Annotated in this window: 17 protein-coding genes; 14 read left to right on the forward strand and 3 right to left on the reverse strand. The window is 65.9% G+C overall.

The features are described from left to right. Window positions 1-38: 38 nt before the first annotated feature. Complete coding sequence (locus AC5P57_RS16945; protein WP_262235008.1) at window positions 39-4,697, reverse strand: RHS repeat-associated core domain-containing protein; 4,659 nt, start codon at window positions 4,695-4,697, stop codon at window positions 39-41. A 358-nt stretch (window positions 4,698-5,055) separates the two neighbouring features. Here AC5P57_RS16945 and AC5P57_RS16950 point away from each other — a divergent pair, with 358 nt between their 5' ends. After that, window positions 5,056-5,877 carry an alpha/beta fold hydrolase gene (locus AC5P57_RS16950; RefSeq protein WP_262235007.1) on the forward strand — a complete coding sequence of 274 codons (822 nt, stop codon included), beginning with the start codon at window positions 5,056-5,058 and terminating at the stop codon, window positions 5,875-5,877. A 35-nt stretch (window positions 5,878-5,912) separates the two neighbouring features. Here AC5P57_RS16950 and AC5P57_RS16955 read toward each other — a convergent pair whose 3' ends face one another. After that, window positions 5,913-6,707 (reverse strand): AraC family transcriptional regulator, encoded by a 795-nt coding sequence (locus AC5P57_RS16955; RefSeq protein ID WP_262235187.1) that lies wholly within the window; start codon window positions 6,705-6,707, stop codon window positions 5,913-5,915. 166 nt (window positions 6,708-6,873) lie between these two features. Between AC5P57_RS16955 and AC5P57_RS16960 the strand changes: the two genes are divergently transcribed. From AC5P57_RS16960 to eptA, 9 genes are all read left to right on the forward strand, one after another. After that, a complete protein-coding gene (locus AC5P57_RS16960; RefSeq protein ID WP_495219684.1) occupies window positions 6,874-8,748 on the forward strand; it encodes an FUSC family protein in 1,875 nt (624 codons plus the stop codon). A gap of 4 nt (window positions 8,749-8,752) precedes the next feature. Further along, window positions 8,753-8,962 (forward strand): DUF1656 domain-containing protein, encoded by a 210-nt coding sequence (locus AC5P57_RS16965; protein ID WP_032962478.1) that lies wholly within the window; start codon window positions 8,753-8,755, stop codon window positions 8,960-8,962. 1 nt (window position 8,963) lies between these two features. After that, the gene (locus AC5P57_RS16970) at window positions 8,964-9,848 is read left to right on the forward strand and encodes an HlyD family secretion protein (RefSeq protein ID WP_262235006.1); all 885 of its coding nucleotides are present in this window, start codon (window positions 8,964-8,966) and stop codon (window positions 9,846-9,848) included. Next, window positions 9,845-11,281, forward strand: a complete 1,437-nt coding sequence (locus AC5P57_RS16975; protein ID WP_262235005.1) for an efflux transporter outer membrane subunit — start codon at window positions 9,845-9,847, stop codon at window positions 11,279-11,281. Before AC5P57_RS16970 ends, AC5P57_RS16975 begins: the two co-directional genes overlap by 4 nt. Window positions 11,282-11,555: 274 nt before the next feature. Continuing rightward, window positions 11,556-12,086 (forward strand): nuclear transport factor 2 family protein, encoded by a 531-nt coding sequence (locus tag AC5P57_RS16980; protein WP_430542866.1) that lies wholly within the window; start codon window positions 11,556-11,558, stop codon window positions 12,084-12,086. Between the two features lie 103 nt (window positions 12,087-12,189). Continuing rightward, on the forward strand, window positions 12,190-12,864 hold the full coding sequence (locus tag AC5P57_RS16985) for a response regulator transcription factor (RefSeq protein WP_014647407.1): 675 nt from the start codon (window positions 12,190-12,192) through the stop codon (window positions 12,862-12,864). After that, entirely contained in the window at window positions 12,861-14,093 is a 1,233-nt protein-coding gene (locus AC5P57_RS16990; RefSeq protein ID WP_262235003.1) for a sensor histidine kinase, read from the forward strand. The genes AC5P57_RS16985 and AC5P57_RS16990 overlap by 4 nt, the downstream gene beginning before the upstream one ends. A gap of 59 nt (window positions 14,094-14,152) precedes the next feature. Then, the gene (locus tag AC5P57_RS16995; RefSeq protein ID WP_099553388.1) at window positions 14,153-14,539 is read left to right on the forward strand and encodes a diacylglycerol kinase; all 387 of its coding nucleotides are present in this window, start codon (window positions 14,153-14,155) and stop codon (window positions 14,537-14,539) included. Window positions 14,540-14,612: 73 nt separating this feature from the next. Continuing rightward, window positions 14,613-16,421 (forward strand): phosphoethanolamine transferase EptA, encoded by a 1,809-nt coding sequence (gene eptA / locus AC5P57_RS17000; protein ID WP_495219675.1) that lies wholly within the window; start codon window positions 14,613-14,615, stop codon window positions 16,419-16,421. On the opposite strand, the gene AC5P57_RS17005 is transcribed toward eptA, so the two are convergent. Further along, a complete protein-coding gene (locus tag AC5P57_RS17005; RefSeq protein WP_099553384.1) occupies window positions 16,325-17,245 on the reverse strand; it encodes a M14 family metallopeptidase in 921 nt (306 codons plus the stop codon). The genes eptA and AC5P57_RS17005 overlap by 97 nt on opposite strands. A 145-nt stretch (window positions 17,246-17,390) precedes the next feature. Here AC5P57_RS17005 and AC5P57_RS17010 point away from each other — a divergent pair, with 145 nt between their 5' ends. From AC5P57_RS17010 to AC5P57_RS17025, 4 genes are read left to right on the forward strand one after another with little or no spacing between them, the layout of a single operon-like run. Further along, the gene (locus AC5P57_RS17010; RefSeq protein ID WP_262235001.1) at window positions 17,391-18,044 is read left to right on the forward strand and encodes a DUF3348 domain-containing protein; all 654 of its coding nucleotides are present in this window, start codon (window positions 17,391-17,393) and stop codon (window positions 18,042-18,044) included. A 10-nt stretch (window positions 18,045-18,054) separates the two neighbouring features. Beyond that, a complete protein-coding gene (locus AC5P57_RS17015; protein WP_262235000.1) occupies window positions 18,055-20,319 on the forward strand; it encodes a DUF802 domain-containing protein in 2,265 nt (754 codons plus the stop codon). Beyond that, window positions 20,316-20,954 (forward strand): OmpA family protein, encoded by a 639-nt coding sequence (locus AC5P57_RS17020; protein ID WP_099553377.1) that lies wholly within the window; start codon window positions 20,316-20,318, stop codon window positions 20,952-20,954. Before AC5P57_RS17015 ends, AC5P57_RS17020 begins: the two co-directional genes overlap by 4 nt. Then, complete coding sequence (locus AC5P57_RS17025) at window positions 20,944-21,321, forward strand: DUF2894 domain-containing protein (protein WP_142806152.1); 378 nt, start codon at window positions 20,944-20,946, stop codon at window positions 21,319-21,321. The genes AC5P57_RS17020 and AC5P57_RS17025 overlap by 11 nt, the downstream gene beginning before the upstream one ends. The last annotated feature ends 38 nt before the right edge of the window (window positions 21,322-21,359 follow it).

Consider the following 21,359-nt stretch of genomic DNA (forward strand, 5'->3'; position numbering starts at 1 on the left):
TGTGCCTGGAACCATGAAGATCGACGGATCACTGCCTATCACTGCAAATTCAATGACGGCCCCTCAGTGGGACACATCGCTACGTTGGGTTCGGCGAAGTCAACATTGCCACAGACCTCAGGGAACAGAGTACAGAGCGTCTTGCAGGAGGCAAGGTCGCCATTCTCACAGGCTACCTGAAGGGCAACCCGGAGGGCCAGACCCGGCCCGATTGCCTTTGGGGGAAGCAGGTAGTGCGGTTTCTTTTTGTACTTCGGCTTACCTGAATGGCCATCCAGCTGCCAACCCCATCCTGGCCGCTTGGGATCATCCTTCCAATGCTTATCTGGGTTGCCTGTGCCATCTGGCGAGCGAGTCAAATTGCGCTCGCCTTTGCGTCGCGACATTTCCCCTAGAGGATCAACATAGGACAGAGGATTGCTTTCAGCGTAAGAAAATGTGGAGATGCCGCCATCCAGCCCGATGGGATCACTCTGAGAGTAGCGCCCCACCGCCGGGTCGTACTCGCGCTGGTAGTTGTAGAACAACCCACTCGCATTCGTCGCCTGCTGGCCCGGGAAGCGCAGCGCCAGCTCGAACGCCACACCATCACCATCCGGATCAGCGCTCGGAATCTGGTTGCCGAACACTTCGCTCTTGCTGCTCCACTCCCAGATCGCGACATCGCGCACCGGGTCGATCACCACGCGCGGTGTACCCAGATGGTCCGGCTGGACATAGGCCAGCTCCGGCACGCCGGTGCCCGGCACGTTGATCAGCGCCACCGGGTAGTTGTCCAGCCAGATGGCCTGCTGCTGCGCCTGGCCCGTGGCCGAGTAGTTGCCCAGCCACTGCCCTGCCTCGTCGTACAGCGTGATCTGAGCTGCGCCACCGGCCGGGGTACGTAGCACGCGCTCACCGCGATGGTTGTAACCGTAGCTTTCCAGCACCGCATTGCCCTGCTTCACCGCGTTCATGCGGTTGGTATCGCTGTAGGTGAACGTCTTGCTGCCGATGCTGGTGGTGTTGCCCACCGCGTCATGGTTGCGCGCTTGGCCATCCACCGCAGTCAGGCGATGGCTGGTTGCGGGATAGGTGTAGCTGGCGGTGCCTGCCGAGGTGGTCAGCGCAGTGCGATTGCCGGTGGCGTCGTAGGCATAGGTTTCAATCGGCGTGCCGGTCGTGCCGTCCTGGGTCTGGGTCAGGCGGCCCAGCGCGTCGTAGGCGTACTTGGCCAGCACCGTCGAACCCGCGCCGTTCTTCAGCTCGGTGATCGAACCGACCGGGTCATAGCCATAGCCTAGCGACAGGCCGCCTGCGGCCGGGTCATGCACCGACTGCGGGCGGTAATCCAGATCCAACGGACGCTGCAGCTGGCGGCCGTTGCCGTAGGTCCAACCGGTCGCGGGACCGAAGGCCGCATAGGTCACGTTGTTCACCACGATCTGGCGCGCCTGGCCGGGGCGGGTCAGGCCGATCTGGCTGATGCGGCCCTGGGTATCGCGCACGTAGTCGGCGACGCTGCCATCGGGATACGTCAATGCCGTCAGGCGACCCGACTTGCTGTAGGCGTAGCGCAGCGTGCTGGCCACACCATTGACGGTCTGCACTTTACGGGTGACCTGGCCGAAGCGGTCGTGGCAGTACTGGGTGCTGCCGTTGGCGTGCAGCACCTGCCCCAGGCGGCCCTTGGCAAAGCGCTCCTCGGCGGTACACGCAGCAGGCGGCACGTCATAGCTGTAGCCCACGTCCAGATTGGGGTCCGGGTAGGCGATGCCGATCACGCGGTTGAGTGCATCGTAGTGATAGGTGGCGGTGACGCCGCGCGCATCGGTGGCCGTCTTGCGGTTGCCGGCGGCATCCACGGTGAAGCTGCTGGCGCCACGGTCCGGGCTGACCTGGCCGGTCAGGTCACCGAACCCGTTGTAGGCATAGGTCGTATGCAGGCCCTTCGGGTCGGTGACCTGGGTGACCTGGTCCAGCGCGTTGTACTGGCTGCGGATCTCCGCCGCGACGCCGCCGACGTCCTGCAGGGTCTGGGCGAGTCGGTTGAGCGGGTCGTACTGCTGGCTGGTCACGCGCTGCAGTGCGTCGGTCACCGTCTGCGGGTTGCCGTTGGCATCGTAGGCAAAGCCGGTAGCGTGATTGCCCGCATCCTTCAGCGCAGTCAGCTGGCCGAGCGTGTTGAACGTCCGTGCCAGGGTACGGCGCAGGGTACCGCCAGTATCCAGCGTGTCTTCCTTGAGGCGGTTACCGGCATTGTCCAATGCGTAGTGAATCGTGTTGCCTGCGTTGTCCTCGATGTCGGTCAAGCGCAGCGCCGCATCGTAGACATAGGAAACGCTGCTGCCATCCGGCTCGGTGATTTTCTGCACCTGGCCGGTTGGCCAGTAGCTCAGCTGGGTAACGCGGTCCTCGGCCGTGCTGGCACCGCGTACGGTGATCGAGGTCGGCCAGCCGCGGGCATGGTAGGTGTAATCAGTCACCACGCCGTTGGCGTCCTTGACCGACAACGACCGTCCGAACGCGTCGTAGGCCAAGGTCTCGACCGTCTGGCCCGCCGCATTGGTCACGCTGCGCAGGTCGCCCTTGCGATAGCTGCAGGCACCATTGGCCGCACATCCCGCATCATCCGCCGGGTAGTAGGCGTAAGTAACGGCATCAACCACATCAATGCGCGGGCCATCCACGCTCTTCAGCAACCCTTCCACCGGGCAGCTGCCTGCCGCAGCCACGTCCGCGGCTTCGCAGTAAGTGTAGCTGGTGATGCGCGTCTGGCCGGATGCGGTGTCGGTCACCGTGTTGGCCGTCGGCTGGCGTCGGGCATTGAAGGCCGTGCGGGATTCGCGGCTGCCGATCCGGGTTGTCAGTACCGCATTGGTTTCGACGTCGCGCGCCGTGGTCACCACACGCTGCTCGGGCAAGCCGACCGCTTCGGTCACGGTATGGATGCTGACGGCACGACCGCTCACCGCATCGGTGCCCTGCGCATAGGTGTGCTTGGTCTGGATACCGCGGCGATCGGTGTAGGTATCCAGGCGCCGGCGGAAGTCGACACTCTGGTCGTAGTAGGTCCGGCTGACGGTTCCCTGCGAATCACTCAGGCCGGTTACCTTGCGCGACGGAGCGGTGTCGCCCCCGGGTGTCAGGGTGTAATCGGTCTGCCGCCCAAGCGCGTCGGTCACGACTGCACCGCCGTTGGGGCTGTAAGCCAGTGTCACGCCATCGGCACCGCCGGCATGCTGACTGGAGATCACACGGCCGATGGAATCGTAGGTAAAGGTGCTGTAGCGGCGACCGTCCTCGGAGGTGATACCCGTCAGGTGCTGGGGGAAAGCCTGGTTCTCGTAGTGATACGTGCGCACACCGCCACCCGCATAGGTCACCGTGGCAACCTGGTTCTGCGATGTATAGGTGTAGGTGGCGAGCGCAATGCCTTCGACCAGGACCGAACTGATCAGCGCCTCATGGTCGTTGGACTGGTAGACGAACTCCAGCGTGCGGCCACTGCTGTGGGTGACGGCTGCAAGGCGGTCGCTGTCATCGTAGATGTAGGTCAGCGACGTGCCATCCGGGAAGCGCGTGGCGGTCAGACGCCCGTCCGCGCCGAAGGTCGAGATGGAGCCCGCCGAATACAGTGTCCAGTTGCCGTTCTGGACCAGACGGTCGCCACTGTCGTCGTCCGCCTCATAGGCCTGGCCGATTTTCTTGAATGCCCGCTGGAAGCCGGTGCTTTCGATGATGCCAACACTGTCAACACCATCCAGTGCCAGGTGGGCTCCCAGCGAATGGGTCCAGCCATAGCCGAAGCCACCGGATGAGGTGGAGATGCCGGAGTGATAGAAGCGCGTCAGTGCGATCCAGCCAAGATCGAAGTCCTGCGCGATTTCGTACTTCTCGCCGGTTTTGACATCACACGGATTGCCGACATTGCCGTCGCAGGTACCGCCGTTGGAGGTCGGGTCCTGGTCGGGAAACGGACTCATGTTCGCCGCTGTATCGTTGCGGGACATGGGGCAGCTGCCGTTGCCGCCGTCCTTGTCGCACTTCTGCGACTTCGAGGCAATGGTCGCAACGAATTCTTCGCTGACGCAGGCGTTATGCTTGTTGGACCACTGTGTGAGGGGGATCGGGCAGTTCAGACGCCGGGTCCGCGTCATCTGGGCATCGCTTGGATAGGGCGTGCACGGCGACTCGGCTGTGTTGTCGCCGGTCATGTATATCACTTCAAAATCACGTGTCTCGATGGTTCCTTCCATGTCCGGACTGAGCGCATACCACTCACTTGCGGGCGTGACCGTTGCACCAGGGCATATAGGATTCTCTGCCTGAACCATGGCCAGATAGTCGGCAACCATTGCCTCTTCTGTTGGGAACTGCGCGGTGCTTAGATACGACCAATCAGGGTCGGAGGGCTGCGACTTTCCCATCCAGTAGGTGATCGACGTATTGCCGTTCAAGTCCACGACTTTCGACTTGATCTTGTCGACAGACTGCCAGCCGAACTGGAACTCCGGCGGGAACGGGCTGGGTGCGGGAAGGCTCTTGATCGCCTGCACCGCCTGCTGCTGGGTCTTGTACTGCGTCGAATTGCCGCCGGGCTGCGAAATGCGCCAGGTAATCTTGCTTTCCTGCGCCTGTGCCACAGCAGGGGCGAAGCAGCCGAGGGCAACAATCGCCAGCACGGCACGCGAGAGGGTCTTCAGTCGTTCCAACATCCCTGTTCTCCTTCCTGGACGAACACAGCGCCGACGGGAACGAGAACGCAGAGGTGCTCCCCCGCGTCATGCTTCGGATCGTCCCTGGTCCGGAATGCGGCAGTGCCACATGCCGTGTTTATCGTTGAGGACGCTTACACATTCAAGTGTGGAGTCGAGTAACCGATCACAGATTCAAGCATCCAACGCCATTCAGCGGACTGCGCCCTGTTCCCATTACTTCCTGCACAGGGGATCGGTGTTATACTTCACTACATTACCAGCACGACCTGTCGCGAGGTCGGCAGGCTGCCGCGCTCCGCTGCAGACCTGACCCATCGGAAGGGCTGGCACGCGCCACGGCCCAGGGGGAATGGCAATGAAGAGCAGTCGACTGACGTTGTGGGTGCTGGCCGTGGTGATGACCGCTGCAGGCATCGCCCACGCCGGGGAGATCCAGGTGGATCGCGGTGCTTACGCACTGCAGGCCGAAGAGACGGGGGCCGGCCCGATCACCGTGGTCTTTGAATCCGGTTTCGGCCAGGGCGCGGGCGCCTGGAAAGAGGTGGTTGCAGGTCTGGGGCGCGACTACCACAGCATCACCTACGCCCGTGCAGGACTTGGCAAGTCCGGCAGCGACGGCCACCCCAAGCGCATTGATGCGCATCTGGCCGACCTCACGGCCGTGATCGATACGCTCGCACCCGGTCGCCGCGTTGTGCTGGTGGGTCATTCCTATGGCGGTCTGCTGGCCACGGAGTTCGCACGCCGCCATCCGGAGCGCCTGCAGGGCCTCGTGCTGGTGGACCCGGCCACGATGGGGCAGCGCCATGCGTTCAAGCAGGCCGACAGTGCCCGCGTGCAAGCGGACGATGCCCAGCTGCGGGCAATACTGCCGCCGGCCATGGCTGCCGACTACGCCGTGCTGACCGAACAACTGGATGCACCCGGTGCGGAGACCCCGCGCACGATGCCGGACGTGCCGGTGGCGCTGCTGACTGCAACCCAGCTCGCTGCCGAACCGCTGTTCTTCGAAGAAACCGCAGCGGGCAAGGCACTCTGGAAGGCACAGCACGCCCTGCTCTTCTCGGGGTTCACGCGCGGTACGCATCGCTATCTGTCGACGGGGCACACCCTCCAGCGCGAGGATCCTGCTGCGGTGGTGGCCGCGATTCAATCAGTCTCCGGTACCTTGAAGTAGCCGTTCCAGGCAACGGCTTTCCGGATTGTTCCCTGCTACTGCCCACGCAGGCGCACCGCAAAATACCGCGTCGGGGAAAGGCCAAGCGCCTTCTTGAACATCGTGATGAAGGCCGTCACCGACTCATAGCCCAGCGTCTCGGAAACGCGTTGTACTGGTGCACCACCGGCGAGTTCACGAATGGCGATGAGCAGATGCAACTGCTGTCGCCAGCGCCCGAAGGACAAACCCGTTTCTCGCTCAATCAGGCGGGTCAACGTGCGCTCGCCCAAGGCCAGGCGCATGGCCCACTGGCGGATGGTGCTGCGGTCTGCCGGATCAGCCGACAATGCCGCAGCCAATGCACGCACCTTCGGGTGATCGCTGACCGGCAACGACAGATGCTCGGCCGGCATCTGCACCAGTTCGTCCAGCAACACCCGCGCCAGCCGGTCGGTGTGGCTGCCATGCGGGTAGTCCGGCGGCACATCCGCCAGGTGCAGGATCATCTCGCGCAGCATCGGAGAGATCGCCAGTGTCACGCACTGCGCTGGCAGTTCGACGATGCCAGGCTCGACGAACAGATAGCACAGGCGGGCGTTGGCCGTGGCGCGGTTGCTGTGCGGCATGCCACCCGGAATCCAGACGCCACACTGCGGCGGCACGATCCACAACGCATTGGCCACTTCGCAGGTCACCGCTCCATGCAGCGCAAGAATGAGCTGACCCTTGCGGTGCTCATGCACGGGAATTTCCGCGTCATGCTCGGCCACCTGCAGGCGGCTGGCAACCGCCGGGCGATCGGTCTCGTCCGGGTCCAGGTCAAAGCCGGGGAGCGAAATGCGAGCCATTCTCACATTGACCGGTTTTAGCGATTGGTTGTCATTGTAGCGAAATTCGCCGCTGCGGCCGATCACTAGCATGGCCCGCATGCACTTCCCCACGTCTTTCCGTCCCCACGTGTTCCAAGCATTTGCCCGGTTGAAAAGCCCCGCCCCCAGGACCGACCAGGAGGCGGTGCTGTTCTCGCTCAAATGCCTGCTCGCCGCGTCGCTGGGGCTGTATGTCTCTCTAAGGATCGGCCTGAATCGCCCGTTCTGGGTGATCGGCACGGTCTATCTGGTGTCGCAGCCCCTTTCCGGGGCAACACTGAGCCGCGGCCTGTTCCGCCTGCTCGGTACCGTGGGCGGGGCCACCGCCACCGTCGCGCTGGTGCCACGCTTCGCCAATGCGCCCCTGGTGCTGAGCGCCGCACTCGCCACGTGGATGGCGCTGTGCCTGTACCTGGCGATGCTCGACCGCACGCCACGTGCGTACGCGTTCCTGCTGGCCGGCTATACCACCAGCCTGATCGGGTTTCCTGCGGTGATGGTGCCGGGAGAGGTGTTCACCATCGCCATCACGCGCGTGCAGGAAATCGCCATCGGCATCCTGGCCGCAACGCTGGTACATGGGCTGGTGCTGCCGCGCCGGGTCTCGATGCGCGTGCACGCACGGGTTGCTGCCGTGCTGGAAGATGCGGAACGATGGACACGCGACATGCGCGCCAGTGCATCGGACATGGTGCTGGCGACGGACCGCTCAAAAGTAGCAGCCGACCTGCTCGAGCTGCATGTGCTGTCGATCCACCTGCCCTTCGACAGCGCCCACGGCGTCGCCCAGGTGCAGATCCTGCGTGCCCTGCATGACCGGATGCTGGACGTACTGATGCTGTCCAGCGCGGTGGAAGATTCCTTCGCCCGGTTGCGTTCACCACAGGCCGGCGCGATGGATCCATCGGGCTGGCGCGATCTGCTGCGGGCCGGCCTGGTCGCGCAACAGGCCGAGCTCGACCTCGCCCATGCCGACTGCCGCGTGCTGCAGGCACAACTGCACACTGCCCGCCCCGACTGGCGCCTGCATGTGCCTGACCGTCTTGCGCGGAATGTGCAGGGCGCAGTGATTCACCGGGATCACAGGAACGCCGCGCGCAGCGCACTGGGGGCGTTCGTAGGCATCCTGCTGAGCTGCGTGCTGTGGATCATTACGGGCTGGTCGGACGGCGCCACGGCGGTGTCCATCATCGGCACTGCATGCGTCCTGTTCGGCACCCTCGAAGCACCGGCACCACACGTCACGCGCTATCTGGTGGGATCGTGCATCGGCGTTGCCGTCGGCCTGGTCTACGGTCTGCTGATCTTCCCGGCGCTGTCCGATTTCGTCGGCCTGATTGCCGCGCTCGCGCCGGTGCTGCTGCTGTGCGGATCGTTCCTGGCCCGGCCGCCTTTCATCATGGCCGCCCTGGGCGTGGTACTGACCTTCCCGCTCATCGCAGGTCTGGGTGCGACCAATACGGTCAACATCGTCGGCGCACTCAACAACAGCATTGCGTTGTTCGTCGGTACGACAATGGCACTGTGCAGCATGCAGTTGTTCCAGACCGCCGATGCGGGCCGCAACCGCGCACGGTTGGAGCGTTCCATCCGTCGGGACATCGCACGACATGCCGCCGGCCAAGGTGATGTGACCCGCGCCTGGCTCAGCCGCGTGCTGGATCGAATCGGGCTGCTCGCTCCCAGGTTGCAGGGCCGTTCCAGTGCGGCACACGACCTGCGGGCATTGTTTGCGGACGTTCGTGCGGCACGTGCATCCAGCCAACTCCGTGCGCTGGAAAAGCGGCTGCACAACCCGCAGGTCCGGGCGCTTCATGCGGTGCTGATCGAACGCATCGCTGCACATTTCAGGGTTCGCGCCCACTCGGCACGCAGTGTCGACATCCGTCTTCTGGAACTGCTGGACCGCATGCGCGAGGCAGCGGCGGCCAGCAGCGGGGCTGATCAGAGGCATCTGTCGCACCTGCTCTGCGGGTTGCGCCGCGACCTGCTGGCATCCCCGCTTACCAATCGGCACTGACCTCATGTTTTCTGACCTTTCCATTGATGGCGTGCTGATCCCCGGCCTGCTCGCCGTGGCCGCCGCCGCGCTGGTGCTGTCGATGCTGACCTCACGTCTGCTCGCCAGCCTCGGCCTGTACCGGTTGTTCGCCGCGCGGCCCTTGGTGGGCCTGTCCCTGTTCGTGATCCTGGCGGAGCTGATGATCCGGCTCTCGCCCCTGCTCGAGAAATGAAATGAAACACCTGCTTGCTGTCATCGGACGCTGGAGCGCAACGCTGGCCGTGTGTGCGCTCGCCGCCATTGCCGCGCTCTCCCTCTGGAATCGTTACGAAATGCGCCCGTGGACGCGGGATGGGCGGGTGCGCGCCGATGTGGTACGCGTTGCGTCGGACATGGGGGGACTGGTCACCCAGGTGCTGGTGCACGACAACCAGCGGGTCAGCGCCGGACAACTGCTGCTGGTGCTGGATCAACCGCGCTTCGCTGCCGCGCTTGAGAAGGCCGATGCAGCGGTCAGCAGCGCACGCGCGACGCTGGCGCTGGCCCGCCGCGAATCGACGCGGGACAACGCACTTGGCAACCTGGTCGCCTCGGAAACACGCGAACGCAATGCCGCCAAGGTCGATACCGAGCTGGCCGCGCTGGCGCAGGCACGGACCGAACAGCGTGTAGCCCAGCTCAACGTGCAACGCACCGAGGTACGCGCGACCACCGATGGCATCATCACCAACCTGGACCTGCACGCGGGCGACTACCTGCAACCCGGTGCGCAGGCGCTGGCGCTGATCGACACCCGCAGCCTGCGTATCGAGGGCTACTTCGAGGAAACCAAACTGGGCTGCATCACCGAGGGCGATGCCGCCGTGGCCCGGCTGATGGGCGACGACCACGACGTCCGCGGACACGTGGACACCATCGCCGCAGGCATTGCCGACGATCAGCGCTCAAGCACACACAACCTGCTGCCCGCCGTGGCGCCGACCTATACCTGGGTGAGGCTGGCACAGCGCATCCCGGTACGCATCCGTATCGATGATGCTCCACCGGATACGCGTCTGATCGTGGGTCGCACTGCAAATGTGACCATCACGCCCTCGGCACAGGGAGCCTGCAAGTGAGTTTGCGAACAGTGCGAGGTGGGCTGCTTGCACTGCTGCTGCCCATGACGGCCTGCGTATCCGGCCCCGACTATCACCTGCCTGCGAACGCCGTCGCAGCCTCCCCCCGGGCGGCGCGGGCGTTCGTCTCGGGCCAGGAGGCATCGTTCAGCCACGACGCGCCACCGGATCGATGGTGGCAACTGTATGGTGACCCCCAGCTTGACGCCTACGTACGCGAAGCACTGGCGGCCAATACCGACCTGCGCGCCGCCGATGCCAACCTTCGGCGCGCCAGCGCAACCGTGCTGGAGTATCGCGCACGCGGTGCCGTGCAGGCCGACGTGGATGCATCGGGCACGCTCGCCCATGCCGGTGGTTACACCCAGGCGTCGGCCGCGCCGCAGTCCTATGCGCTGGGTCTTCACCTCTCCTATCCGCTGGACCTCGCAGGCGGCATCCGCCGCGGCATCGAAGCCGCCAACGCGAACGCGGAGGCGGTTGCTGCGGCACGGGACCAGGTCCGCGTGGTCGTCGCTGCTGCCGTCACCCGCGCCTATCTCCAAGTGTGCACAAGCAATCACACGCTCGCTGCAACCCGGCAGGTGCTGGCGATACAGCGCGCCACGCTGGAGGCAACCCGACACCTGGCTGCAGGCGGGCGCGGAACGGACTTCGATGTCAGCCGTGCCGGTGCAGCCGTCAATCGCAGCGCGGCGGCGATACCGCACCTGCTGGCGGAACGGCAGGCCTCACTGTTCGAACTGGCCGCACTGATGGGCAAAGTCCCGGCAGACTATCCCAGGGAAGCAGAAGGGTGCCCACAGCCCCCTGAGCTGGAGCAAGCATTGCCGGTCGGTGACGGCTGGCAGCTGCTCCAGCGGCGCCCTGACGTACGCGCAGCCGAACGCAGCCTGGCCGCCGCGACTGCAATGATCGGTGTCGAGACGGCGGGGCTCTATCCGCAGATCACTCTGGGCGCCTCTTCGGGCGTGGCTGGCACACCGGCGCATCTGCTGTCAGCCGACAGCTTCGGTGCGAGCATCGGCCCCGTGCTGTCATGGCACTGGCCCAACCGCCGCGCGGCCAAGGCCCGCATCGCAGCGGCTGGTGCCAATGCGGATACTGCTCTCGCTTCCTTTGACGGCATCGTGCTGCAGGCACTGCGCCAGACCGAGACCGCGCTTTCTGCCTGCACGCAGGAGCTTGAACGCGAGCGCAGCCTGGCGCAGGCGCGTGAGGACGCAGCGCGGGCCGCTGGACAGGCACAGCAGCTCTACCGTTTCGGCCGGATCGATTTTCTCGATGTGCTTTCGGCGCAGGCCGCGCTGGCAGATGCGGAGTCCGCGTTGGCCGCCTCGCGCGCGCAGCGCATTGACCGCCAGATGGATCTTTTCCTGTCCCTGGGTGGTGGCTGGACCGCGAGCAGTCCGGCCGATGGTGTGCCGCGCTGAGTCCGTGTTCGCAGCATCGATCGCCCTGCGCGATCTGCCCGCGAAAGCGGCACCCACATCCGTGTTCGCTCGCGTGGCCTGCCCTGTTTGCAGCTCACGGAGTTGCGTGCTGGGCCGCAGCAGCGAGAGTTCTGGCAGTCCGACACTGAGTGGCTGCGCGTTCAGATCGCCACCGGCTTGATTATCGGCGCGTTGCAGCGTTGAATGCGGAACGCGCCGGAGCTCCGCTACCGTGGGCCCGGGCGTGCTTCCCTCACTGCGGCCGACATGAATGATGACAATCACTGGGTTCCCGGGCGCACTGCTCGTCGCTTGCCTTCTCGCAGGCCCGCCGGCGCAGGCAGGCCAGAGGGAATCATCCTCCGATGTTAAGGCGATCGAACAGGTGGTCGAATCGTTCCGCACCTCGCTGATCAACAAGGACAAGCCGACCTACATGGGCCTGTTCTTCTCCGACAAACCGGACGACATCGGCTGGCAATTCGTTTCCGAGGATGTGCGCCTGCAGGACATCCGCAAGGCCAAGCCCGATGCGATCAAGGCACGGCGGATTCCCACCAACAACTTCATCGCGCTGATCGACGGGGCGGTGGCCTCGCCCAAGCCGAAGGAGGAGACATTCTCCAACACGAAAATCGAGACGGATGGCGATGTGGCTTCGGTGTCGTTCGACTACAGCTTCCACGACGATGGGGTGAAGACCAACTGGGGCAAGGAGATGTGGCAGCTGATCCGGACCGAGCAGGGCTGGAAGATCTTCTCGGTGATCTACTCGGTCCGCGATTCACGCAGCCCGGCCGATTGAGCAGGGCTTGATGCGGGCGCCCTCACCCGCGATCCATTCAGCAAGGGCATTGGCATTCGGCGAGCGATCGGGCAGAGTTCGGCCACGCGCAAGGACGCATGCCATGACCCGCCTGCTCATCATCGAAGACAACCCCGAGCTGGTTGCCAATCTGTATGCCTTCTTTGAACCGCTGGGCTACGTACTGGACGACGCCCGCGACGGCGCCAGCGGCCTGCGCCGGGCCACGCAGCACGACTACGACGCCATCCTGCTGGACCTGATGCTGCCGCGGCTGGACGGCATGACGCTGTGCCAGAAGCTGCGCCAGGAGTTCCAGAACCCGGTACCGATCCTGATGCTGACCGCGCGCGATCCGGTCGAAGACCGCGTGCAGGGCCTGGCCCTGGGCGCGGATGACTACCTGGTCAAACCGTTCTCGCTGGTGGAACTGGATGCGCGGATCAAGGCTCTGGTGCGGCGGGCACAGGGTCGCCAGGTCCAGAGCGTGCTGGCGTGGAAGGACCTGCAGGTGGACACGCGCTCGCCACAGGCCTGGCGGCAAGGCCGCTGCATTGCGCTGACGCCCACGTCGCACAAGCTGCTGATGTGCCTGGTGCGTGCGGCGCCCGCCGTGGTGCGCAAGCAGGAGATGGAATACCTGGTCTGGGGCGACGAGCCGCCGGACAGCGGCGCGCTGCGGACACACATCCATGAGCTGCGACTGCAGGTGGACCGCAGCTTCGACACCGCGCTGATCACCACGGTGCACAGCGTCGGCTGGCGCATGCAGGCGTGAGCCCTGCCTCCCTCTACCGCCGCCTGAGCCTGCGTACCCGCATCACGATCTCGTTCGTGCTGTTGATGGCCGGTGCCATGGGGTTCATCGTTCTGGCCGAACAGGTCGACTACGACCAGGTCCGGGCTGCTGTCGTCGCGCGGACCCAGCACGGCGAAGTGCAAAGGCTGCAGGCCGCGCTGGCCCATGGCCAACGCCCCGCCCTGCCACCGGGGACCCAGCTGTTCGATGGCGATGACGTGCCTGTCGTGCTGCGCCAATACGGCCCGGGCCATCACGGCGAAGAGGCGCCCAACGAGTGGCACCTGAGCGTCTTCGACAACGGCGACCAGCGCTACTACCTGCTGCAGGACGCGGCGCACTATGGCTATCTGGAACACCTGATCAATGCCTTCGCGGCACTGGTCATTTCGATCTGCGTGCTCTGCGCCTTCCTGATCGGTCGCAAGGTAGCGACGCACGTCATCGCGCCCATCACGCGATTGGCGGACGCGGTGCAGGACGGCCAGAAGCCCTTTCCCTACCAGGACGCGCGCGATGAGATCGGTGTACTCGCCCGCGCGTTCGCCCGGCACAGTGACGAGCTCGAACGGTTCCTGCATCGCGAACAGTGCTTCAGCGGCGATGCCAGCCACGAGCTCCGCACGCCGCTGGCCATCATCGGCGGCGCTGCGGAGACATTGGCCTGCCAGCTTCCGGCCGAGAGTCACCTGGTTCCCAGCGCAGAGCGCATCCTGCGCACCACCCAGGAGATGCAGCGCCAGCTGACCTGCCTGCTGCTGCTCTCACGCGCCCCCAGCACCGTGCCACGCAATGAGGTGGCCCTGCGTCCGCTGATCGAATCCTGCATGGAGCGTTGCCAGCCCTGGATTTCCGGCAAGCCGGTGATCGTTGCGTTTGATGCCCGGCATGACGCCGTGCTGGACACCAACGCGGATCTGGCGCACAGCGTGATCTGGAACCTGCTGCGCAACGCCTGCCAGTACACTGAAAGGGGCGAAGTGAGGATCACCCTCCACGACACCACACTCATCATCGCCGACACGGGACCCGGCCTGCCCTCCAGTATCGACCCACAGCAGTTCCAGCGTTTCCTGCCCGGCAGCCCGCACAGTGGCGAAGGACTGGGGCTGTCGATCGTGCAGCGCATCGTCGAGCACCTGGGCTGGAGGATGACGGTGCATTCCTCGCAGCAGGGATGCCGGTTCAGCCTGGAGTGGCCCATCTGACGGTTTCCTGACGCGCGCCTGCACATGCTGGGGATCGCTCACTTCACGGCGGAAACGGCATGCAGCACCCCAAGGACAGCGGCAAGTACCCGCACGGCAAGACCGGCCTGAGCCGCATCTTCCACACCCTCATCCATTCGCGCGATGGTTTCATCGCCACCTTCCGCGGCGAGGCTGCCTTTCGCCAACTGCTGCTTCTGCACGCGCTGTTGATCATTGCAGCGTTCGTGCTGGACATCAGCAAGCTCGAACGGGCGCTGGTGCTGGCGGTCTGCTTCATCAGCCTGCTGGTGGAACTGCTCAACTCGGCGATCGAAGCAGTGGTCGATCGCATCTCTCTGGAGCAGCATCCGCTGTCCAAGAACGCCAAGGACATGGGCAGCGCCGCGCAGACCACCGCACTGTTGATGGTGGGCGCGGTGTGGGGCGTGATCCTGCTGGGCTAGTCCGCCCAACCTGACAACTTCCTGATAAAGCGGTTTCGATACTGCGCGCACTCCCGCTCCACGGAACCTGCTCGTGCGTCAATGCCGCCGTATTCCACGGCCCCATCCGATCATTCTGGTCTGGGCCGCCGCACTGTTCTTCACCACGATTGGAAACATCGCCCTCTGGAAGACATTATGGGGGCTGATCGACCTCAACAGCCTGCGCAGCGTGCTGTTCCTGGCCAGCCTGCCGGTGGTGCTGTTCTGCCTGCTCAACCTGATGCTGACGCCACTGCTGGCACTGCCGTTCCTGCGCAGGCCGCTGCTGGTGCTGCTCGTTGTCGTCAGCGCCGCCTGCAGCTACTTCATGCTGCACTACAACGTGCTGATCGATCGCAGCATGGTGCAGAACGTGTTCGAGACCAACCAGGCCGAACTGAACGCCTATCTCTCGCTGCCACTACTGTTGACCCTGCTGGCGCTGGGCGTGCTGCCCGCTGCCGGGCTGGCCCTGGTGCGCACCACCAGCGGGGCCGTTTCGATACGTTCGCTGCTGGTGTGGCCGGCCAGCGCTCTGGCGTCATTGCTGGTACTGCTGGCAATCGGCTTCGCGTTCTACAAGGACTACTCCTCGCTGCTGCGCAACAACCGCCATCTCCGTGACCAGGTGCTGCCGTTGAACGTCGTGCGCCATACCCACGGTTATCTGAAAGGTCTCTACAGCACCCGCCAGCAACCCTTGCGCCCGATCGGCATGGACGCCCGGCGCGTACCGGGCCCGCGTCCGAAGCTGGTGGTCATGGTCGTCGGCGAGACCGCGCGCTCACAGAACTTCCAGCTCAACGGCTACCCACGCGCGACCAATCCCCGGCTCTCGCGCAAGGAAGGCGTCATCAGCTTCAATGATGTCTCCTCATGCGGAACCGCAACGGCGATCTCGGTGCCGTGCATGTTCTCGCAGATGACCCGCAGCCAGTACGACGATGTACGCGCAGCGACCGAGGAGAACGTGCTCGACATCCTGCAGCGCACCGGCATCAGCGTGCTCTGGCGCAACAACAACAACGGCGGCTGCAAGGGTGTGTGCGAACGCGTGCCGACCGAGGACATGCCCGCGTTGAAGGTGGCCGGCCAGTGTATCAATGCCGACGGCACCTGTTACGACGAGGTGCTGCTGCATCAGCTCGGTACACGTATTGACGCCATGAACGGTGACGCCCTGGTCGTGCTGCACCAGCTGGGCAGCCACGGCCCGACCTACTTCGAACGCTACCCGGCACACTCGCGGGCATTCAGCCCGACCTGCGACAGCAACCAGATCCAGCATTGCAGCAACGAGGCGCTGGTCAACACCTATGACAACACCCTGGTCCATACCGACCGCATGCTGGGCAAGGCCATCGACCTGCTGCAGGACTATTCGGACCAGCGTGATGTCGCACTGATCTATGTGTCCGACCATGGCGAGTCGCTGGGCGAACGGGGCATGTACCTGCACGGCACGCCTTACTTCATCGCACCGCGCGAGCAGACCCAGGTGCCGATGGTGATGTGGTTCTCACCGGAGTTCAGCCGCAACGCGGGCGTGGACCTGGCCTGCCTGCGCGAGAATGCCCTGCACCGGGCGCACAGCCACGACAACGTCTTCCACTCGCTGCTGGGCCTGTTCAGGGTCAACAGCACGGTGTACCAGCGCGATCTGGATGTGTTCGCCGGATGCCGCGCGTCGGCGTCGCCGGCTGTGGCCACTTCACCGGCGAGGCAGCGCCGGCTGATGCCGGTCGCTGCCCGGAACGTGGCGCGTTACTGCGCCGCCAGGGCGAAATCCAGGCCCGCACACACCGCCGCCACCTGGGCGTCGTTGCATTCCTGCGGATTGGTGCGCGGGCTGTCCGGATAGACCTCGGTGGTGGTCGCAAAGCGCGCATCGGTGAAGCCGGCGCAGGCGCCGATCGAACGCGATTCACCCCAGACCACGCCCGGCGACTGCAGCGGCAGGCCGACCAGGTTGCCCTCGGCGTCGGCCGGGGCGATGTGGGTGACCGGGGCCACAGCGGTGATCAATGCCTTCTGGAACTCGGCCTGCGGATCTTCGCTGTTGCCGATCACGTAGAAGCCATCCGGAATGGTGTCGCGCTCGAACGGCTTGCCGTCGCGGGCGCAGCGGGCCGGATCGAACTCCTGCAGGTCGCTGTCGGTGGTCTCGTGCAGGTCCAGGTGCACCAGCAGGTTCGGCTTGCGCTCGGCCACCCAGGCCATCAGGGCGGCCGCTTCCTCGATCTGGCCGCCGTCACGGAAGCTGCGGTTCGGGTCGATGGCATCCGGGTTCCAGCGCTGGATGCGCTCGTAGCCCCACGGGCTTACGCACGGCGCCACGATCAGGTTCAGCCGGCCCAGGTAACGCTCGGCCTGCTGTTCCAGGAACTGCAGGGCGCCGTGCACGCCGCTGGTCTCGTAGCCATGCACGCCGCCGGTGATCAGCGCGGTCGGCAGTGCCGGGTTCCAGTCGTGGTTGACCACGGCAAACAGCGGGTAATGGTCCGGCGCATAGTCCAGCTGGCCGTACTGGATCACATCGAAGCTGTCGTCCAGGCGCTCAAGGGCGGCCACCACGTCGTCGTGATAGCTGCGCTGGCGCTGCTGGCGGGCCCGCCACTGTGCGCGTTCCGCGTCGCCCCAGGGCTGTCCGGGGGTGCCGATCGGGTAGAACTGCGCAACGGTCATTGGGGAACTCCAGGGGTCGAACGGATGGGTGCAGCCGGTCATTCTAAGCCTTGTCGCGCCTGCGGGTCCCCTCCCCCGGCCCCGCCTTCATCCAGGCCGGGTCATCTGGTTGTAAAATCAACGGTTTTTGGCCCCTCACCCCTTGATGGCGAACGCAGCGCAGCCGGTCCTGGGTGGACCGGAGTTCCTCCGCCTGCTCGCCCGTCTCAGCGACGGCGCGATGCCGGCCACCAGTCCCGCCCTGACCGATCGCCTCGGCCAGTGGGTGGACTGGAGCCGTGCCGTGGCCCTGTCCGGGGCGCTCGGCGGACGCCTGCCCGAGCGGGGTGAGGCCACTGAAGCGGTCGAGGATGTGCTGGCCGACTGCGCCCAGGCGCACGCCAGCCTGCTGGCCTCAATCAGTGAGGATGCCGAGGCCGAGCGCCTGCTGGACCTGGCCGAAGCCGCCGCTGCACCCAACTTCGCCTCGCTGCGCCAGCGCTATCGGGTACTGCAGCAGGCCATCCAGACCGCCACCGGGCGCCTGCGCGGCCGCCTGCGCGACCAGCTGGTGCAGGTTTCGCCCGAGCTGGCGCGGCTGGCCGAGGTCGATGCGGTGATGGAGCAGACCCTCACCCCGCGCGAGCACAGCCTGCTGGCCACCGCGCCGGCAGTGCTCGACGCCCGTTTTGAACGCGTGCACGGCCAGCCCGGCTGGCGCGCGGCCTTCCGCCATGACATGCGCACACTGCTGCTCGCCGAGCTGCAGCTGCGCTTCCACCCGATCGAAGGGCTGCAAGACGCCCTGCGCTCCCACTGACCGGAACACCATGTCCAGAACTGCTTTCCATGTCGTTGTTTTCCTTGTCGGCCTGCTGGCCGTGTGCTGGATCGGCATTGGCTACGTTTCGGTGCATCCGCTGGGTGCAGCGGTGGCGGCGATCATCGCGGTCTGCTACATCGCCGGTGGCGTGGAGCTGTACCGCTACCGCCAGGCCAGCAACGGCCTGCGCAGCGCACTGAACGACCTGTCCAGCGCGAAGGAAAGCCTCGCCCCCTGGCTGGAGCGCGTGCCGGTGGTCCTGCGCAACGCCGTGCGCCTGCGCGTGGAAGGCGAGCGTACCGCCCTGCCCGCACCGGTACTGACCCCGTACCTGGTTGGCCTGCTGGTACTGCTGGGCATGCTCGGCACCCTGCTAGGCATGATGGACACGCTGCGTGGCACCGGGCTGGCCCTGCAGAGCGCGACCGACATGGCCGCGATCCGCGGCTCGCTGGCCTCGCCGGTGCAGGGCCTGGCGGTGGCATTCGGTACCTCGATCGCCGGTGTGGCCAGCTCGGCCATGCTCGGCCTGCTGGCGGCGCTGCTGCGCCGCGACCGCCTGCAGGCCGTGCAGCAGCTGGACCGCGCCATTGCCGGCGACCTGCATCCGTACTCGCAGGCCTGGCAGCGCGCCGAGTCGCTGCGGCTGCTGCAGGCACAGTCCGCGGCGCTGCCGGCGCTGGTCGACCGCCTGCAGGCGATGACCAGCACCTTCGAACAACACAGTGCGGCCGCCAATGAGCGCCTGCTGGCCGGCCAGGCCGAGTTCCTGACCCAGAGCCAGGCGCTGCAGGAGCGGCTGGCGGTCTCGCTGCAGCAATCGCTGCGCGAAGGTGCCGAAGCCAGCGCCGCCGCCATCGGTGGCGCGCTGCAGCCGATGGCCGAGACCACCCTGGCGGGCCTGGCCCGCCACGGCGAGGCACTGCATGCCCGCGTCGAGCAGGCCGTGCAGCAACAGTTGGCCGGCCTGAGCGACGGTTTCGAGCGCAGCCGCGTCGCCACCGAGGCCAGCTGGGCCAAGGTGATCAGTGAACAGACCCAGGCACAGCAGGCGCTGGTGGGTGATCTGCGCCAGCACCTGCAGGCCTTCAGCGATGGCCAGGCCACGCATGCCGAAGCGCTGGTCGCACGCATCGGCGAGCGCCTGCAGGCCGACGCACAGGGCAATGCAGAGGCCTTGCGCGCCGCCGCCGAACAGCAGCAGGCCCTGAACAGCGCGCTGGTCGAGCGCCAGCAGCAGGCGCTGCTCGCAGCCGGTCAGCAGCTGGACGAGCACGCGCAGGCGTTGCTGCAGGCACTGGAACAGCGCCACAGCGCCAGCCAGTCGCTGCTGCAGAACCACGAACAGCAGCGCTCGCAGGATTGGCAGGCCGCGCAGGCCGCCGCAGCGACCGCGCACGCCGAACTGCAGGCCAGCCTGGACAGCCGCGAGCGGCAGCGCCAGGCGCGCTGGGACGCGGTCAGTGCCGAGCTGCAGCAGGCCCACGCCTCGCTGCAGGCGCAGCTGCAGGCCGGCGACGAACAGCGCCTGCAGCGCTGGAGCGATGCCTTGCAGCATGTTTCCACCGACCTGGCCGAGCGCCTGCACGCCAACGGCGAACGCCTGGCCGCGCAGCAGCAGCAGGTCTGCGACACGCTGGCGGCCACCGCGCAGCAGATCGGCGAGAACGGTCGCGCGCAGGCCAGCGCCACGCTGGCCGAAGTATCTACTCTGCTGCAGACCGCCGCTGCCGCACCCAAGGCCGCTGCCGATGTCATCAACGAGCTGCGCAGCACGCTGTCCGAGAGCCTGGTCCGTGACAACGCGATGCTGGAAGAACGCGGTCGCCTGCTGGCCACCGTGCAGACCCTGCTGGATGCAATCAACCACGCCTCGCACGAACAGCGCACGGCGGTGGACGCGCTGGTCGGCGGTTCGGCCGAGCTGCTGGAACGCGTCGGCAACCGCTTCACCGACCATATCGCCGCCGAGACCGGCAAGCTGGATGGCATTGCCGCGGCGCTCAATGGCAGCGCCGGTGAAGTGGGCCAGTTGGCCGGCACCTTCGGTGCCGCGGTGGAGCAGTTCGGTTCTGCCTCGACCGAATTGTCCGGCCGCCTGGAACAGATCGGTGGCGCGCTCGATGCCTCGCTGGCACGCAGTGACGAACAGCTGGCCTACTACGTGGCGCAGGCGCGTGAAGTGGTCGACCTCAGCCTGCTGTCGCAGAAGCAGGTAATGGAAGAACTACAGCAGCTGGCCACGCGCCGCGGCAAGGCTGGCAGCGCATGAGCGACGAGCTGGAGGTCGACGGCGGCTCACACGCCCCGATCTGGGCCGCCTTTGGCGACCTGATGTCGGTGCTGCTGGGCGCGTTCGTGCTGATTCTGGTCGGCGTGGTTGCCGTGCAGTTGGAGCTGTCGCAGCGGCTGGACCAGGAAGTGAAGCAGCGCCAGGCCGAAGCCAAGCGCCTGCAGACACTGGAACAGGCGCTGGCTGGCCCGCTCGCCGCCGGCCGGGTGACGCTGGTCGACGGCCGCATCGGTATCAGCGGCAGCGTGCTGTTCGCGCTGAACTCCGACCAGCTGCAGCCGGAAGGCCAGGAGCTGCTGCGCAGCCTGGCCGCGCCGCTGGCCGCCTACCTGGGCAGCCGCGAAGAGATCCTGATGGTCAGCGGCTTCACCGATGACGCACCGGTACGAGAAGGCAACCGCCGCTTTGCCGACAACTGGGAGCTGTCCGCGCAGCGTTCGTTGACCGTGACCCGCACCCTGATCGCCGATGGCGTACCGGCCGACGCCGTGTTCGCCGCCGCGTTCGGCAGCGAGCAGCCGGTCAGTTCCAATGCCAATGAAGAAGGCCGCGCACGCAACCGCCGCGTGGAGATCGCGCCGATTCCAAAGCCCAAGGCGCCGGATGGCAAGTAAGCCGCCCGCGCTGGAAGGCCTGCGCGCACTGGTGCGCGACCTCGATGCGGGGTCGCGCTCGCTGCCGCATTACCCGCAGGTGCCGATGCTGCAGCAGGTGCAGCGCGAGTGGTCGGAGCTGCGCAGCGAACTGCAGGTGCGCCGCTCACTGCGCACCGAGGCCCCGGCAGATGGCGGCCCGCTGAACTCGGCGGTGCTGGTGCAACGCATGCTGGACACGATGCAGGCGAGCAGCCCCGGCTACCTGCGCCACTTCATCGACTATGTGGATACGTTGTCGTGGCTGCAGGCGCTGCAGGACGGCGCCGCCAGCAGTGCGGATGCCGCAAAGCCGAAGCGCACGCGCAAGCCGCGCAACGCGGGTTGATCGCGCTTTGACGCCGACCTCGTTCGGCGCCCCTGGAT

Source organism: Stenotrophomonas sp. YJH_SMC_79, assembly GCF_059367995.1.

Bases quoted from the DNA above. Each gene is read 5' to 3' on its own strand.
- AC5P57_RS16945 (WP_262235008.1), bottom strand. From the start codon at position 4,697: ATGTTGGAACGACTGAAGACCCTCTCGCGTGCCGTGCTGGCGATTGTT.
- AC5P57_RS16950 (WP_262235007.1), top strand. From the start codon at position 5,056: ATGAAGAGCAGTCGACTGACGTTGTGGGTGCTGGCCGTGGTGATGACC.
- AC5P57_RS16955 (WP_262235187.1), bottom strand. From the start codon at position 6,707: ATGGCTCGCATTTCGCTCCCCGGCTTTGACCTGGACCCGGACGAGACC.
- AC5P57_RS16965 (WP_032962478.1), top strand. From the start codon at position 8,753: ATGTTTTCTGACCTTTCCATTGATGGCGTGCTGATCCCCGGCCTGCTC.
- AC5P57_RS16970 (WP_262235006.1), top strand. From the start codon at position 8,964: ATGAAACACCTGCTTGCTGTCATCGGACGCTGGAGCGCAACGCTGGCC.
- AC5P57_RS16980 (WP_430542866.1), top strand. From the start codon at position 11,556: ATGACAATCACTGGGTTCCCGGGCGCACTGCTCGTCGCTTGCCTTCTC.
- AC5P57_RS16985 (WP_014647407.1), top strand. From the start codon at position 12,190: ATGACCCGCCTGCTCATCATCGAAGACAACCCCGAGCTGGTTGCCAAT.
- AC5P57_RS16995 (WP_099553388.1), top strand. From the start codon at position 14,153: ATGCAGCACCCCAAGGACAGCGGCAAGTACCCGCACGGCAAGACCGGC.
- AC5P57_RS17005 (WP_099553384.1), bottom strand. From the start codon at position 17,245: ATGACCGTTGCGCAGTTCTACCCGATCGGCACCCCCGGACAGCCCTGG.
- AC5P57_RS17010 (WP_262235001.1), top strand. From the start codon at position 17,391: ATGGCGAACGCAGCGCAGCCGGTCCTGGGTGGACCGGAGTTCCTCCGC.
- AC5P57_RS17015 (WP_262235000.1), top strand. From the start codon at position 18,055: ATGTCCAGAACTGCTTTCCATGTCGTTGTTTTCCTTGTCGGCCTGCTG.
- AC5P57_RS17020 (WP_099553377.1), top strand. From the start codon at position 20,316: ATGAGCGACGAGCTGGAGGTCGACGGCGGCTCACACGCCCCGATCTGG.
- AC5P57_RS17025 (WP_142806152.1), top strand. From the start codon at position 20,944: ATGGCAAGTAAGCCGCCCGCGCTGGAAGGCCTGCGCGCACTGGTGCGC.